Below are 14,951 nucleotides of genomic sequence, written 5' to 3'. Positions count from 1 at the left end.
GCGACGATCGACTCCTCGGCGGCGCGCGGCCATCCCGTGAGGCCCAGCCGCGCCGCGGTCGGCCCCTCATGAGCAACAGCACCGACGGTCAGCCTGGGTTCCTCGGCATGCTGGGCGACGAGAACGCCGAGAGTGCCTGCATACTCGAGCGCGCGGCGCATGATCAGCGGGTCGTACACGCAGTGGCCGTCGTCGGAGAACATCCGGACCCGGCCGACACCCGCCGCCATGGTGCCCATCTCCGCGAGTTGCTTGCCTGCGAGACCGACGGTGACCGCCCCGACCGGATGCACGTCGACGAGCCCGACCTCCTGGCCGCGCCGCCACACGTGGTCGGTGACGACGACCGAGTCCGCGACCGGGTTCGTATTCGCCATCGCGAACACCGCGGTGTAGCCGCCGAGCGCCGCGGCGGCCGAGCCGCTGTCGATCGTCTCGGTGTCCTCGCGTCCGGGCTCGCGCAGATGCGTGTGCAGGTCCACGAAACCGGGCAGCAAGACCTGACCGGCACCGTCGATCACCTCGGCATCCGTGTGGGCCTCGAGCCCGGAACCGATCGCGAGGATCTGCTCGTCGCCGAGCAGAACATCGACCGGATCACCCTCGCCGTAGACCAGCACGTTGCGGATGAGAACCTGCGGGGTCACCGAATAATCTCCTGTTCCGATCACATTCGTCATACCGAGGCTCCTTCGGTGCCGACGAGCAGACGGAACAGCACCGCCATGCGCACGTGCACACCGTTGGTCACCTGCTGCAGCACCGCGGACTGCGGGGCATCGGCCACCGCCGAGGCGATTTCCATACCGCGCAGCATCGGGCCGGGATGCAGCACCACCGCGTCGTCGGCGAGCAGACCGAGCCGACGCTCGGAAAGTCCGTAGCCGATCGAGTACTCGCGGGCCGACGGGAAGAACCCGCCGTTCATCCGTTCCGCCTGGACCCGCAACATGAGCACCGCATCCAGACCCGGCAGTTCGGCGTCGAGCGACTGCGCCACCGTCACCGGCCACGTCTGAACACCGACCGGCAGCAGGGTGCGGGGCGCGACGAGCACCACCTCGGCTCCGAGCATCGACAGCAGCAGCGCATTCGACCGTGCCACCCGGCTGTGCAGGATGTCGCCGACGATGCCGATTCGCCGCCCGTCCAGCGAGCCGAGCCGCTGCCGCAGCGTCAGCGCATCGAGCAGCGCCTGCGTCGGGTGTTCGTGCGTGCCGTCACCGGCGTTGATCACCGACGGGCCGCTACCGTCCGCGCCGGTCGCCCAGTCCGCGATGCGGTGTGCCGCACCGGACGCCGGATGACGCACGATGAGAGCGTCGGCTCCCGCCGCGTGCAGGGTCAGCGCGGTGTCGCGCAACGATTCACCCTTGGACACCGACGAACTGGACGCGCTCACGTTGATGACGTCGGCACTCATCCACTTTCCGGCCACCTCGAAGGACACCCGGGTCCGCGTCGAGTTCTCGAAGAACACCGTCATCACGGTGCGTCCGCGCAGCGTCGGCAACTTGCGCACTTCGCGGCCGAGCAACGCCTGCTCGAACCGTTCGGCTTCGTCCAGAAGCTCGGTCGCGGATTCCGTTGTCAAGTCCGCGATGGAGAGCAGGTGTTTCACAGGTTCTTGCCTCCGGAGATCTCCACACCGTCACGGCCGTCCTGTTCGGAAAACAGGACACGCACGTCCTCGGTGCGGGCGGTCGGTACGTTCTTTCCGACATAGTCGGCGCGCAGCGGCAACTCCCGATGCCCTCGGTCGACGAGCACCGCGAGTTGCACGGCACGCGGCCTGCCCAGATCGCGGAGTGCGTCGAGGGCTGCACGCACGGATCGGCCCGAGAACAGTACGTCGTCGACAAGGACGACCAGGGCGTTGTCGACGCCACCTTCGGGTACCGACGTGCGTTCGAGCGGTCGGTGCGGCTTCGTTCGCAGATCGTCGCGGTAGAGCGTGATGTCGAGGGAACCGACGGGCACACGGACGCCCGAGAACTCCTCGATTCGTTCGGCGATGCGATGCGCGAGGGTCGTGCCGCGGGTAGGAATGCCGATGAGGACCACGCGCGGAACGTCGCCGTCGGTGGCGTCGAGTGCGGTCTTCTCGATGATCTGATGTGAGATGCGCGCGACGGTGCGTCCAACGTCCGCAGCGGACAACAGCTCGCGGGCGGGCGCTCCCGTTCCGGGCGCCGGTGAATCGGTGGATGCTGACGAGCCGTCCTCGGACATGGCCATACAGCGACCTCCTTCTCCGCCTCGCTGGACGGATCGTTAAAGGATGCCTGACGGTCAACCAGCCTATCAGCGGCGAAGTGGCGTCACGGCAAGCTTGACGGGTGAAGCGCGACACACGTGGACGGACAGCGACGGGTCCGGTGAGGTCGTCGACCTCGTCCGGACCCGCCTGCCTCGCATGGTTCCCTACTGTTCCGAACCGGACAGTTCCGGGGGATCGTCCACACCGTTCGCCGATGTCGCTGCGGCACTCGCGGTTGTCGCTGCGGCCGCCGCACGCACCTGATCGGCGACGGCGACGAGTTGGCCGAGAACCCCGTTCACGAAGGACGGCGAGTCGTCGGTCGACAACTGCTTGGCGAGTTCGACGGCCTCGTCGACTGCCACCACCGGCGGCACGTCGGTGGCGTGGAACAGCTCCCACGCCGCGATCCGCAGAATCGCGCGGTCCACCGCGGGCAGCCGCTCGAGTGTCCACTCGTGCAGATGGTCGGCGATGAGTTGATCGAGTTCGTCGAGGTGTTCGGCAACACCGCGGATCAGCGTCCGGGTGTACGGCGCGACCGGCGCCACCTGATCGTCGGCGACCGCCAGCGCAGCGCGCTCCGCGGCGAGGTCGATCGGATCGGTGTCACGGGCTTCCGCCTCGAACAACAGGTCGACGGCGCGTTTACGCGCCTTGTGCCGGGCTCCGAGCTTCTTCTGTGTTCCGGACACTCAGGAGTTCACTCGCCCGAGGTAGTTGCCGTCACGCGAATCGACTTTGAGCTTGTCGCCGGTGTTGATGAACAGCGGGACCTGGATCTCGGCGCCGGTCTCGAGGGTCGCGGGCTTGGTGCCGCCGGTGGAGCGGTCACCCTGCAGTCCCGGATCGGTGTGCTGGACCACCAGTTCGATCGTGACGGGGAGCTCGACGAACAGCGGGGTTCCCTCGTGTGTCGCGACCTGGACTGCCATGTTCTCGAGCAGGAACCGAGCGCCGTCACCGAGGGTCTCGGGCGTGATCGAGATCTGGTCGTAGGTTTCGCCGTCCATGAAGACGAAGTCGGTGCCGTCGTTGTACAGGTAGGTCATATCGCGGCGGTCGACGGTGGCGGTCTCGACCTTGACACCGGCGTTCCAGGTCTTGTCCACAGTCTTGCCGGAGAGCACGTTCTTCAGCTTCGAGCGCACGAATGCCGGACCCTTGCCGGGCTTGACATGCTGAAATTCGGTGATCTGCCAGAGCTGACCCTCGATCTTCAGCACAAGCCCGTTCTTGAAATCACTGGTATCGGCCACTTACTTCGCGTCTCCTAGAGTCGAGGAACCGCCCTTATACGACGGTCAATGTCTTGTCGGTGAGCGTGAGCAGTTCCGGTGCCTGCTCACGCACCACCAGCGTGTCCTCGATCCGCACGCCTCCGCGCCCGGAGAGGTACACGCCCGGCTCGACGGTCACCGTCGCACCGGCGACCAGTGTACCGGTCGCCGCCGCGCCGATTCCCGGCGCTTCGTGGATCTCGAGTCCTACTCCGTGGCCGAGTCCGTGCAGGAACAGTTCTCCGTATCCGGCGTCGGTGATCACCGAGCGGGACGCGGCATCGACGGCGGCGCATTCGACACCCGGCGCGAGGGCGTCACGCCCGGCCTGCTGTGCGCGCAGCACCAGCTCGTACAGGTCTCGCTGCCAGTCGGCGGCACTGCCGAGCACGTAGGTGCGGGTCATGTCGGAGTGGTAACCACCGATCTGCGCGCCGAAGTCGAGTTTGACGAAGTCACCGGCGGTCAACACGGCACCGGTCGGCCGGTGATGCGGGATCGCCGAGTTGGCTCCGGCCGCGACGATCGTCTCGAACGAGATCCCGTCGGCACCGTGGTCGAGCATGCGGGATTCGAGTTCCCGCCCCACCTCCTTCTCGGTGCGTCCGGGTCGCACTCCCCCGCCGGCGATCAGGTCTGCGAGCGCGCGGTCGGCGGCGGTGCACGCCGCGCGCAGCAACCCGATCTCGTGTTCGTCCTTGACCACCCTCAATTGCTCGACGACGCCCGGAGCCGCCGCGAACGTCACGGCACTGCCGAGCCCTGACCAGCGGGCGTGCTCGTCGACCGTGACGACATGACTTTCGAAACCCCAGACGCTCGCGCGTGCTCCGGCGGATGCGACGAGGTGGTCGGCGCTCGCCCGGGCGACGCGTGCGTGCAGGTCCGGGACCTGTTCGGCGATCTGCGTGACGTACCGGCCGTCGGTGCACACAACCGTTCGCGATTCGTCGGCGTCATCGTCCGCGGTGACCAGCAATGCGGCGTTGGAACCGGTGAATCCGGTGAGATACCGAATGTTGAGCAGATCCGTGACCAGCAGCGCGTCGAGCCCCCGGTCGGCGAGAACGGTGCGCAGCGCGGCGCGGCGAGAGGCATGATCGGCGGCCATCGGTCCAACCTACCGCGACCGTTCGTGGCCGGTCACAGGACGACGCACCGAATTCGGGTGTGGGCCGAAACACACATTCACGGCCGCAGCCGTTACCCTCGGGTACATGAAACCCTGGTTGACTCGCGGGCTCGGCCTGACCCTTGTGCATGTGCTCGTCCGCGTCCTGCTGGGCGCAGCGCTCGTCCAGTGGCCCCTGCAAGGATCGGTCCTGCGGTGGGGCGGTCTGCTCGTCGTCGTGTTCGCCGCCCTGATCTGGGGCGGTATCGACGGAATTCGTGATCGGCGGGCGAATCCGGATCCGGAGCACGGTGCCGACCTGACGATGTTGTGGCTCAAGGCGGGCGCGGTCGCCGGTCTGCTCGGCGGATTCCTCACCTGGCTGGTCGATGCGATCACACCGATCCAGGTCGGCGTGAAGTCGTTGTTCTTCGAACTCACCTCCGGTGCCGCATTCACCGTGCTGCTGGTATTCCTGCCCGCCATGCTCGCCATCACCGTCGGCCGTCTGCTGGTCCGCCGGGAGCAGGCGAACGTCGCGCAGAAGCCGGCGCCGGACCCGGTGCCGGTCGGGGCCGCGGTCGGCGCAGAATCCGCATGGAGCAGCGACGACTCACCCACCGAAGTGTTCCCCGCGATCGACCCGGACCGCGACAACGGCCGCTGACACCACGGGTGATGGTTCCCTTCATTCGGCCTGGCCGGGGGAAGGGAACCATCACCCGGATCGGTCGGGTGCTCAGTTTTCGCGGTGAGCCTGGTCTGCCTTCTCGACGACCCACTGCTCGAGAATCGAGGCACCCATGACCGACATGCTCGACCTCTCCCCCACCGCCCGGACGATGACCGAGGCGATCGCCGGGATACGTGATGATCAACTGACCGCACCGACTCCGTGCCGGGACGCCACACTCGGCGATCTTCTCGACCATGTCGGCGGCCTGTGCGTGGCATTCGCCGCCGCGGCCACGAAGGAATCCGGTGAGGTCTCCGCGCGCCCTCCGGTACCGTCGGCCGCCAATCTCGGCGACGACTGGCGTACCCGGATTCCCGCGCAGGTGGCGGTGCTGGCGCAGGCCTGGACCGATCCCGCCGCGTGGACCGGGACGACACACGCCGGCGGTCTGGAGATGCCCGGCCACATCGCTGGACTCGTCGCACTCGACGAACTGGTGATCCACGGCTGGGATCTCGCCGCCGCGGTCGGCCTGCCCTACACCTGCGACGAATCGGCGGTCGCAGCATGCACGGCATTCGCGTCCGCAGTCACGCCCGAACAGCGCGCCGACGGTGGCCTCTTCGGTCCCGTCGTGGCCGTGCCGGACGATGCCACCGCGCTGGATCGACTCATCGGGCTCACCGGTCGCGATCCCGACTGGACACCTCGCGGCTCAGCGTGAACAGCCCACTCACGACGTCGGGTGCGGCACCGCGTCGCCGCCCGTCACAGGTCCGACAGCACCGAAATTTTCGTGTCGCCGACGCTTACACCGTGTGTACACGGCGTCGGGGTGGCACGATCGATTGTGGAGATCGTGACGTCGACGTGACGTTCGGCTCCGGATAACAGGAAGTTGGGCAAGATGGCGCAGGGCACCGTGAAGTGGTTCAACAGCGAGAAGGGTTTCGGATTCATCGCTCCCGATGACGGGGGCGCCGACCTGTTCGTCCACTTCTCCGAGATTCAGGGCAGCGGCTACCGCTCGCTGGAAGAGAATCAGCGCGTCGAGTTCGAGGTCGGGCAGGGCCAGAAGGGGCCGCAGGCCCAGCAGGTCCACCCGCTCTGACACGACGGCGACATCGGGGCGCACCCGGCCACCGGGTGCGCCCCGATCGCTGCGCGCCACGACCCGTTCGGACGGGACTCGTGGAGCATCCGGCGCGGCCCACCATCCGCGTACCTCCCCCGCGCCGCGCTCGACCGGCACTGATGTCCGTTCTGTCGATCACGCGAAAGGATGTGGACCGATGAAGTTGGCCGAGGCGCTCGCAGCGCGCGGCGATCTGTTCCGGAAGATCACGCAGTTGCGGGAACGGATCGTCGACAACGCCCGCCACCAAGAGGGTGAGGAACCCGCCGAGAACGCCGTCGCGCTGATCGCCGAACTCGCAGGGGCGCTCGACGAATACGAGCAACTGATCCGCCGCATCAATCGCACGAACGCTGCGACACCACTCCGCGGCGGCACGGTTACCGACGCGTTGGCCCGCCGAGACGTTCTGCGGCTGCATCATTCCGCGATCACCGCCGCCGCCGACGCCGCATCCGGGCGTGCCGAACGCGGCTATGCCCGACAGCTACGATCCGAACTGACCTACGTCGCCGCCGTTCCGGTCAGCGAGTTACGAACGCGTGCAGACGAATTGGCGCGTGACCTCCGCGCAGTGGACACCGATATCCAGCGCACCAACTGGGAGGCCGACCTGCTGGAGTAGTCGACGAGGAGGGCCGAGAGTCGGTAGCCGGCCGGAGAAGCGAGCACACAACCGCGCCGGCGGTCATTCCGGCTCCTCTGTAGCGCGGTGGGCAGCGCACGCACCACACAACGCAGCCCAGCACCACGCACAAGAGACCGTGCATCTCGCACGATTCATCACCACGTGCTGATCTTCGACCGGCGAGGGTGGGTTCGGGGTCTCTCGGCACCCCCGTCGTCACATGCCGTACGCGAGGGCACAGGAGTCGAGCGGCGGCCGCGTCCCAGCCGGACACGACCATCACCGCGTCGGTCCGGATCGCCACGTTCGTGCGCCGCCGCAGTTCGACGTAACGCGCGTCACGAGCGGTTGCCCGGTCCGGTATTCACGCCCATGCTTCCTGGCATGGATGGACGTGTGTTCCTGCCCGCTCCGCGCTCGGCGCGACCGGTCCGGCGCGACTGGGACGCGCTGGGATCCGTACCGCAGTCGACGCACCGGTTCGACCACGGACAGGCCGAGGATCTACCGCCGGCCGCGCAACGGTGGCTCAGGCACACGCTGGAACCGGGAGTGCCACTCGCCCACGCGGTGCAGTTGACGATGCGCGGCCGGATCAAGCTCGGGTCGTGGCGGCCGTTCCGAGCAACCCAGATCCTGGTGCCGGGTGTCGGGTTCGTGTGGGCGGCCACGGCGCGGGTCGGGTGTGTGCCGGTTCTCGGTTACGACCGGTACACCGACGGCCACGGCGAGATGAACTGGAAGCTCGGCGGACTGGTGCCGGTGATGTCCGCCTCCTCCGCCGACATCACGGCCAGCGCAGTCGGTCGACTCGCTGCCGAATTCGTTTTTGCACCTTCGGCATTCGATCAGGCGACGTGGCACGACTCGGGTTCCGATGCGGCAATCGCGACCTGGCGCATCGGAACCCACACCGAGACGGTATGCCTGGAGTTCATCGGCGACGGACATCTGATCGCGGTGCACTCCGACCGCTGGGGCAGCCCGAACGGTGAGCCCTTCGGCCGCTATCCGTTCGGGGTGGACATCGAATCCGAGACATCGTTCGGCGGCATCACGATTCCGTCCCGGTTCCGGGCCGGCTGGTGGTGCGGAACGACGCGCTGGTCCGAGGGCGAGTTCTTCCGCGCGGAGATCACCGCCGCCGCGTTTCGGTGAACGCAACGGCGGGATCCGAAAGCACTAGAGCAGAACGGTTCCGGCGTCGGCCGTGCCCTGCCTGGCGACCTCCGAGTAGGCCGCCGCGAGCAGCGCCGGGTCCGGGCCTTCGAGCCGACCCGGCTTGGCGAGACCGTCGAGGACGACGAAGCGCAACATCCCGGCACGGTTCTTCTTGTCGGTCTGCATGCCCGCGAGCAGATCACCGAAGGCCGCGGCATCGTAGGTGGTGGGCAGACCCACCGATTCGAGAATGGACCGGTGCCGATCGGCGGTCGCGTCGTCGAGCCGTCCGGCAAGGCGCCCCAGTTCCGCTGCGAACACGAGGCCGACCGAGACTGCGGCGCCGTGACGCCACCGGTACCGTTCGCGACGCTCGATGGCGTGGCCGAGAGTGTGCCCGTAGTTGAGGATCTCGCGCAGATCCGACTCGCGCAGATCCGCGGCGACGACCCGCGCCTTGACCTCGATGGAGCGGCGGACCAGTTCCGGCAGCACCGTGCCGGTCGGATCGAGCGCGGCGCCCGGGTCCGCCTCGATGAGGTCGAGGATTGTCGGGTCGGCGATGAAACCGGTCTTGATGACCTCGGCCATACCGGCGATGACCTCGTTGCGCGGCACCGTCTCCAATGTCGCGAGGTCGACGAACACGGCGGACGGCTCATGGAAGACACCGACGAGGTTCTTGCCGGCTTCGGTGTTGATACCGGTCTTACCACCGACGGCGGCGTCGACCATCGCGAGCAGTGTCGTCGGGATGTGGACGATACGTACGCCGCGCATCCAGGTCCCGGCAACGAAACCGGCGAGGTCGGTGGCCGCACCACCACCGAGCGAGACGACGGCGTCGCTGCGGGTGAGGCCGATGCGTCCGAGCACCTCCCAGCAGAATCCGGCGACCGCGAGGTCTTTGCCGTCCTCGGCATCGGGCAACTCGACGCGGTGCGCGTCGATTCCCTTCTCCGCGAGCACTTCCCGTAGCACTTCGGCGGTCGCTTCGAGCGGCGGCTGATGGAAGATCGCGACGGTTCGGGTGCCTGCCAGGGTGTCGACGATGTCGCCGAGCAGACCCCGTCCGACGATCACCGGGTAGGGCTGGGCCGTCTGGACGTCGACGCGTACCGGTTCGGTCACGGTGTGGGGCTCCGCTTCTCGGCGCCGATGGATGCGCTCTCGGCGGCGGCGCCGGCCTCCGCTTCGAGCTTCCTGAGCAGATATTGCACGACACGCCCGGGACTGCGTCCGTCGGTCCGAACCCGGATGGTCGCCGCCTGCCGGTACAGCGGCCGTCGACGACGCATCAAGTCCCGGTACTTCTTGGCGGGATCGTCGCCGGCGAGGAGCGGTCGGCCCGCGCCGGTTCCGGTGCGGCGCAACCCCTCTGCGACGCTGATCTCGAGGTAGATCACGGTGTGCCCGGACAGCAGGCTGCGGGTGCGGTCGGACAGGATCGCACCGCCGCCGAGGGAGACGATGCCGCCCTGCTGGACGAGCGCATCCGCGACGACGCGTTCCTCGATCTCCCGGAACGCCGGTTCCCCGTCCTGGACGAAGATGTCCGGGATGGTGCGTCCGGTGGTGCGTTCGATCTCGACGTCGGTGTCGAGCAGCGGCAAGTCGAGGGCCACGGCGAGACGTCGACCGATCGTCGACTTTCCGGCGCCGGGCGGCCCGATCAGTACGGCACGTGGCCTCATCACAATCACCGCGGCGGACGTGCCGCGATGCCCTTCAGGTAGCGGTCGGCGTTGCTGCGGGTCTCGGCCAGCGAATCGCCACCGAACTTCTCGAGCGCGGCCTGCGCGACGACGAGAGCGACCATCGCCTCGGCGACGACACCGGCAGCGGGTACCGCGCACACGTCGGAACGCTGGTGGATCGCGACGGCTTCCTCACCGGTGCTCATGTCGATGGTGGACAGGGCACGGGGAACGGTCGAAATCGGCTTCATCGCCGCGCGCACGCGCAGCGCTTCACCGTTGGTCATGCCACCCTCGAGTCCACCGGCGCGGTTCGTGGACCGCAGCACCCCGTCCGGGCCGGGCTTCATCTCGTCGTGGGCGGCGCTGCCCCGGCGGCGCGCGGTGTCGAATCCGTCGCCGACCTCGACACCCTTGATCGCCTGGATTCCCATGAGCGCCGCGGCGAGACGCGCGTCGAGGCGGTCGGTTCCGCTGATGAACGACCCGAGGCCGACGGGAAGCCCGTGGACGACGACCTCGACGACGCCGCCGAGGGTGTCACCGTCGCGCTTGGCCGATTCGATCTCGGCGATCATCGATTCCTCGGCTGCCTTGGCGAACGCACGCACCGGGCTCGCGTCGATGGCTTCGAGGTCCGCAGCGGTGGGCTCTGCCCCGACGTACGGGTCCGAGGCACCGATGGAGATGACATGGGAGACGACTTCGGCGCCGAATACCTGTCGCAAGAAGTTGCGCGCGACGGTGCCTGCGGCAACGCGGGCCGCGGTTTCGCGGGCGCTGGCACGTTCGAGCACCGGGCGGGCGTCGTCGAAGCCGTATTTGAGCATGCCCGAGTAGTCGGCATGGCCGGGACGGGGGCGGGTGAGTGGCGCGTTGCGGGCCTGACCGGCCAGTTCGTCGGCGTCGACCGGGTCGGCGGACATGATGGTTTCCCACTTGGGCCATTCGGTGTTGCCGATCTCGATGGCCACCGGGCCGCCGAGGGTCAGCCCGTGGCGCACACCACCGACGATGGTGACCTTGTCGGCCTCGAATTTCATGCGCGCACCGCGCCCGTAGCCGAGCCGGCGGCGGGCGAGCTGCTCGGAGATGTCGCTCGACGTCACCTCGACACCGGCGACCATCCCCTCGAGCATCGCAACGAGGGCGGGACCATGGGATTCTCCAGCAGTTATCCAGCGCAGCACACGCCATATCCTTCCATGCCCGATCCGGCAATCGTGACGGTGGTCCGGTCAGGGGGCGGCGAGCAGTGCGAGCACGGTGACGACGCACATCGACGGGCCGTGCGGAACGAGTAGTGGACCGGCTCGCGGAGACCACCGTCGCCCCATCCGCATCACGAGTCCCGCGACGGCGGTGATCAGCGGCGGGGCCACCGCGACGAGCAGCCACGACGACGGGCCGGCGACCCCGGCGACAGCACCGATCCCGACCGCGAGTTTCACGTCACCGGCACCCAACGAGCGCGGCGAGACAAGATGGGCGAGCAGCATCGGCCCGGCGAGGAGGCCGGCACCGACGAGTGCCGCCCGTCCATGCCCGGCCGCTGCCGCGACTGTCAGTATCGTGGCAGCGCCAGGCACGGTCAGGATGTTCGGGAGTCTCCGCTCGAGCAGGTCGACGGTGCTCAGGCACACGCACCACCACGTCAGTGCAGCGAGCGCAAGGGCCGACACCGGGTCCGTCGCGACAGTCGCGACAATCGCGGCGCCGACGGCGCTCGCTGCCTCGCAGGCACCTCGGACAGGTGGTCGCCGTGCCAGTCGAACGGCCAGGGTCGAGGCGCCGTGCCCGGCGACGAGTCCGGCCGCGAACCACAGTGCAATCTGCATGGATGCAGGATGACGCGAGTTCCGGCGCCGATCTCGCCGTCGGGGTTGTCAGCGGCACATCTGTGGATGGATCGGACGGTTGTGGACAACTGGCGCTGCTCGCCCCTGTGGGCCATCACGATCACTCCGCCGGGTGGATCCTCGCCGAGCACACGGTCCGCAGATGTCCGGCTTCCGGGGTGTTCATCAGGAGCACTACCCCGACGTCATCGTCGCTCTCCGCGCGGATAGTGGCGACCCACTCGTCGATGTCCGCCCAGTCCCGGGCATCGACGCCTCCTCGATTCCCCTGGAGATGCGTTCCGCGATCCCGCGCGCAGCCCCTTTCGCGGTCGCGTATCCGGCCAATATCCTCCGAGTCGGCCCGTACACCGGGTGTGCACCCACAGACCGCGTACCGGTGGTTCCGAGAGGACCGGATTCCGGTACCTGCCCGCCGTCTGGAATCGCGCACCATCCGGTTCGACGGCGCCGATGCCGGTCCGATAGTCGGGTGGTGGTGCACGCACCGGTGTCGTCCCGCGCGCGGGCGCCCTCCCACGCTCACCGCGGTGACCTCGATCGTCAGGTCGCAAGCTCACGGCATGGGCCATCTTCAGCGGTCGCGCGGTCGGTGAGGTGGTGACCGAGCCGTCCCCGATCAGCTGATTTGACTACCGCATCACCGGAGATATTCCGCTCACAGTTCCGCATTTTCTGATCTGTTTCGACTATTTTCCCGCATATGCGAATCCAACGAACAGATGGCCGGATTCCACCACCCAGGACCGCCGCGGCGACGCTCGTCGCATAGACCACCGGCTCCGCCCGCCTCACCTGCTCGAGCCTCATTGCCACCCAACCCGGGATACCCATCTCGGGTTCGAAACTCCTGTGACTGAAAGGACTCTCACTCCATGACCACTCACCGATATCGTTCGGCGGCGCGTACTGTTCTCGGCCTCGCCACGCTGACCGCGCTCGTCGCAGGCTGCTCGAGTCCCACAGAAGCGGATCAGCAGGCGCCGACCACCAGCGGCACATCCACACCGACCGCGGACGTCGCGGCCGGTCCAGGGGAAGTCGTCGTCAGCGGTGACGTCCGGAACCCCACCACCCTCACGAGCGACGCGCTGCGCGCGCTACCGCAGCACACCCGGACTGCGGCCTTCGAGTCCAGCACGGGATCGCAGAGCCACACCTACGACGGGGCCGCGCTGTTCGACATCATCTCCGCGGCCGACCCGGCGGTCGACATGGAGGTGAAGAACCCACTTCTTGCCGTCGCGGTCGCCGCGACCGGCGCCGACGGATACACCGCCACCATCGCATGGGGCGAGATGTCACCCGACTTCGCCGCCACCGAGATCCTCGTCGCCCACACCGAAGACGGTGCACCGCTCGACCGGCCGAGGCTCGTCGCTCCGGGCGATATCAAGGGCGGGCGCTACGTCGGTGATCTCATCCAGTTGCATGTCGTCGATCTCGCACCCGACGCCGATCGGTAGGTGACGGTTCGGCAAATCGATGCGGGTGCCGGCTCGGCGCGCCGGCACCCGCGGTGCGCTACTCGACTCCGAGCATCACTTCGGTCGACTTGACGAGCACGGTCGCGGCAACACCCGCGGCGAGACCGAGTTCCTCGACGGCTTCCTTCGTGATCGAGGCGGTCACGACCTGCTCGCCGCCGTCGAGTTTGACCTTCACCGTGGCCATCACAGCCCCGACGGTGACGTCGACGACCGTGCCGGAAAGCTGATTCCGAGTGGACAGACGCATGGAACCTCCATTGATCGGTGGGTATAGACGACGATAGGCCTGTCTCGGACGTCGGTCCGTCGCGCACCGCCGATCACCAGCCGCTGACCGCAGTCCTGTCCCATGCCGGGTCCGCCAGCAATTCCGGTGCGGAGCCGGTGAAGGCCGGCGCAGCATCGGCATCACCGACGAGCGTGAAACGCAACCACGCCGTGAGATATCCCCGGAACCCACCCCCGTCGGACGGCCAGTTGTGTTCCGCACCCAACAGTCGGCCACGGACGGCAGGCCCCTGACTTGCCGCATGAAAGGCAGCCTGCGGCAGGGCGGTCGAAAGTGGATCGTCGGCCCCGGTCAGATAGAACACCGGACCGTCGAGCCGAGTCACGTCGACCACGTCGACCGGCCGGGAAAACCACCAGGGGTCAGGCAGGTTGAGGACCGCAGTGGACGTGATGAGTCCGCCCGACTCGGTGCCGGCATTGATCGATCCACCGGCACCCTGCGAATGCCCGACGGCGGCAATGTGATCGACGTCGATGCGGTTGTGAAAGACACTGTCCGGGTTGTCGTTCTGCGCGAGAATGTAACGGGCCGCTGCCAGGATTTCGGTGCCGTCGCCGGTGACGCTGCTGTCGGCGACCACGACGACGAAGCCCCAGGACGCAAGGTGCCGTAGCAAGCCCTCGTACTGCTCGTACGTCGCGTAGCTTCCGTTGCCGAATGTCACCACCGGATGACGGTCGCCACCGATCTCGATGTCGGCGGGATAGAAGATCTGATAGCCGGGCACCGCAGCGGCAACGACGGAATGGCCGCCGGACGCCGAGTAACGTTCGCTGACCGAAATACGTTCCGAATCAACCGGATTCGAATCAGGATCCGAACCTGACACGGGGACGGACGCGAGGGCTGTCGGCACGAATCCGGAAGCCGCCGGCAGCGCGATGATCGCGACGAGAACCAATATTCGGATGGGCCCGGTAGTGGTATGGCGGGGTCGTCGCAGCATCACGACCGCATACTATCCGCCTGCCGACTGCCGGCGGGAATCCCTGTCGACCTCACGATACGGACCGCAACCGCCACCACACTGCGGAATCCGTGTCGTCGTTCTGCCGCGACTCGGCGGCCTCCGCGAGGACATCGCGGCTGAGCGCTCCGGGGATCACGTGGTATCTGATCGACGAGCGAACGCTGACCAGCGCGAGCGGCCACCACAAGGCACGAACGTAGTCCCGCGCGCGGGTGGCACCGTCCCACTGGTAGAAGCCCCGATACCGTCCGGCCTCGTCTGCGGTGGGGAGAGTCCCATGGGGTGGTGGGAATCCGGTGAGGACATCCGGGCAGGTCCACGGCGTGTCGATCCCTCACCGAGGGTGGGCCATCGCGTAGTGATCAACGAGTTACCTCTCACAGTGACTCACA

General features: G+C 67.6%; 19 protein-coding genes. 6 read left to right on the top strand and 13 right to left on the bottom strand.

Annotated features, from left to right (window positions below):
• The 6 genes from WAX14_RS06425 to WAX14_RS06400 all read right to left on the bottom strand — a co-directional run.
• Positions 1 to 680: amidohydrolase family protein (locus WAX14_RS06425; protein ID WP_422627257.1), on the bottom strand; the 680-nt coding region annotated here is incomplete at its 3' end.
• Entirely contained in the window at positions 677 to 1,621 is a 945-nt protein-coding gene (locus WAX14_RS06420) for an aspartate carbamoyltransferase catalytic subunit (RefSeq protein WP_422627256.1), read from the bottom strand. The genes WAX14_RS06425 and WAX14_RS06420, both read right to left, overlap by 4 nt.
• On the bottom strand, positions 1,618 to 2,232 hold the full coding sequence (gene pyrR, locus WAX14_RS06415) for a bifunctional pyr operon transcriptional regulator/uracil phosphoribosyltransferase PyrR (protein ID WP_422627259.1): 615 nt from the start codon (positions 2,230 to 2,232) through the stop codon (positions 1,618 to 1,620). Before pyrR ends, WAX14_RS06420 begins: the two co-directional genes overlap by 4 nt.
• A 192-nt stretch (positions 2,233 to 2,424) precedes the next feature.
• The gene (nusB, locus tag WAX14_RS06410) at positions 2,425 to 2,955 is read right to left on the bottom strand and encodes a transcription antitermination factor NusB (protein ID WP_422627255.1); all 531 of its coding nucleotides are present in this window, start codon (positions 2,953 to 2,955) and stop codon (positions 2,425 to 2,427) included.
• Positions 2,956 to 3,519, bottom strand: coding sequence for an elongation factor P (gene efp, locus WAX14_RS06405; protein WP_422627254.1), 564 nt, complete (start codon positions 3,517 to 3,519; stop codon positions 2,956 to 2,958). It lies immediately after the preceding gene.
• Between the two features lie 34 nt (positions 3,520 to 3,553).
• A complete protein-coding gene (locus tag WAX14_RS06400) occupies positions 3,554 to 4,651 on the bottom strand; it encodes a M24 family metallopeptidase (protein WP_422627253.1) in 1,098 nt (365 codons plus the stop codon).
• 106 nt (positions 4,652 to 4,757) lie between these two features.
• Between WAX14_RS06400 and WAX14_RS06395 the strand changes: the two genes are divergently transcribed.
• The 5 genes from WAX14_RS06395 to WAX14_RS06375 all read left to right on the top strand — a co-directional run bounded on the left by WAX14_RS06395 (position 4,758) and on the right by WAX14_RS06375 (position 8,248).
• A complete protein-coding gene (locus tag WAX14_RS06395; RefSeq protein WP_422627252.1) occupies positions 4,758 to 5,318 on the top strand; it encodes a B-4DMT family transporter in 561 nt (186 codons plus the stop codon).
• Between the two features lie 136 nt (positions 5,319 to 5,454).
• Positions 5,455 to 6,051, top strand: coding sequence for a TIGR03086 family metal-binding protein (locus WAX14_RS06390; RefSeq protein ID WP_422627251.1), 597 nt, complete (start codon positions 5,455 to 5,457; stop codon positions 6,049 to 6,051).
• Positions 6,052 to 6,234: 183 nt separating this feature from the next.
• Complete coding sequence (locus WAX14_RS06385; RefSeq protein ID WP_422627250.1) at positions 6,235 to 6,438, top strand: cold-shock protein; 204 nt, start codon at positions 6,235 to 6,237, stop codon at positions 6,436 to 6,438.
• Between the two features lie 181 nt (positions 6,439 to 6,619).
• The gene (locus WAX14_RS06380; protein ID WP_422627249.1) at positions 6,620 to 7,087 is read left to right on the top strand and encodes a DIP1984 family protein; all 468 of its coding nucleotides are present in this window, start codon (positions 6,620 to 6,622) and stop codon (positions 7,085 to 7,087) included.
• 387 nt (positions 7,088 to 7,474) lie between these two features.
• Positions 7,475 to 8,248: a DUF6920 family protein gene (locus WAX14_RS06375; protein ID WP_422627248.1), complete on the top strand. Its 774-nt coding sequence runs from the start codon at positions 7,475 to 7,477 to the stop codon at positions 8,246 to 8,248.
• A 24-nt stretch (positions 8,249 to 8,272) separates the two neighbouring features.
• Here the strand turns inward: WAX14_RS06375 and aroB are convergent, their stop codons facing one another.
• The 4 genes from aroB to WAX14_RS06355 are packed head-to-tail and all read right to left on the bottom strand — an operon-like array spanning position 8,273 to position 11,786.
• On the bottom strand, positions 8,273 to 9,382 hold the full coding sequence (aroB, locus tag WAX14_RS06370) for a 3-dehydroquinate synthase (RefSeq protein ID WP_422627247.1): 1,110 nt from the start codon (positions 9,380 to 9,382) through the stop codon (positions 8,273 to 8,275).
• Positions 9,379 to 9,945, bottom strand: a complete 567-nt coding sequence (locus WAX14_RS06365) for a shikimate kinase (RefSeq protein WP_422627246.1) — start codon at positions 9,943 to 9,945, stop codon at positions 9,379 to 9,381. Before WAX14_RS06365 ends, aroB begins: the two co-directional genes overlap by 4 nt.
• Positions 9,946 to 9,950: 5 nt before the next feature.
• On the bottom strand, positions 9,951 to 11,138 hold the full coding sequence (gene aroC / locus WAX14_RS06360; protein WP_422627245.1) for a chorismate synthase: 1,188 nt from the start codon (positions 11,136 to 11,138) through the stop codon (positions 9,951 to 9,953).
• 48 nt (positions 11,139 to 11,186) lie between these two features.
• Positions 11,187 to 11,786 (bottom strand): prepilin peptidase, encoded by a 600-nt coding sequence (locus WAX14_RS06355; RefSeq protein ID WP_422627244.1) that lies wholly within the window; start codon positions 11,784 to 11,786, stop codon positions 11,187 to 11,189.
• 896 nt (positions 11,787 to 12,682) lie between these two features.
• Between WAX14_RS06355 and WAX14_RS06350 the strand changes: the two genes are divergently transcribed.
• Positions 12,683 to 13,273 (top strand): molybdopterin-dependent oxidoreductase, encoded by a 591-nt coding sequence (locus WAX14_RS06350; protein ID WP_422627243.1) that lies wholly within the window; start codon positions 12,683 to 12,685, stop codon positions 13,271 to 13,273.
• 58 nt (positions 13,274 to 13,331) lie between these two features.
• Here WAX14_RS06350 and WAX14_RS06345 read toward each other — a convergent pair whose 3' ends face one another.
• The 3 genes from WAX14_RS06345 to WAX14_RS06335 all read right to left on the bottom strand — a co-directional run bounded on the left by WAX14_RS06345 (position 13,332) and on the right by WAX14_RS06335 (position 14,746).
• Complete coding sequence (locus tag WAX14_RS06345) at positions 13,332 to 13,544, bottom strand: TOBE domain-containing protein (protein WP_422627242.1); 213 nt, start codon at positions 13,542 to 13,544, stop codon at positions 13,332 to 13,334.
• Between the two features lie 73 nt (positions 13,545 to 13,617).
• Positions 13,618 to 14,535, bottom strand: a complete 918-nt coding sequence (locus WAX14_RS06340) for an alpha/beta hydrolase (RefSeq protein WP_422627258.1) — start codon at positions 14,533 to 14,535, stop codon at positions 13,618 to 13,620.
• A gap of 52 nt (positions 14,536 to 14,587) precedes the next feature.
• On the bottom strand, positions 14,588 to 14,746 hold the full coding sequence (locus tag WAX14_RS06335; protein ID WP_422627241.1) for a hypothetical protein: 159 nt from the start codon (positions 14,744 to 14,746) through the stop codon (positions 14,588 to 14,590).
• Positions 14,747 to 14,951: the final 205 nt, after the last annotated feature.

Origin of the sequence: Rhodococcus sp. (in: high G+C Gram-positive bacteria), from assembly GCF_049299235.1 — a bacterium.
Taxonomy (GTDB): domain Bacteria; phylum Actinomycetota; class Actinomycetes; order Mycobacteriales; family Mycobacteriaceae; genus Rhodococcus.
This window is presented reverse-complemented; position numbering and strand designations above follow the sequence as displayed.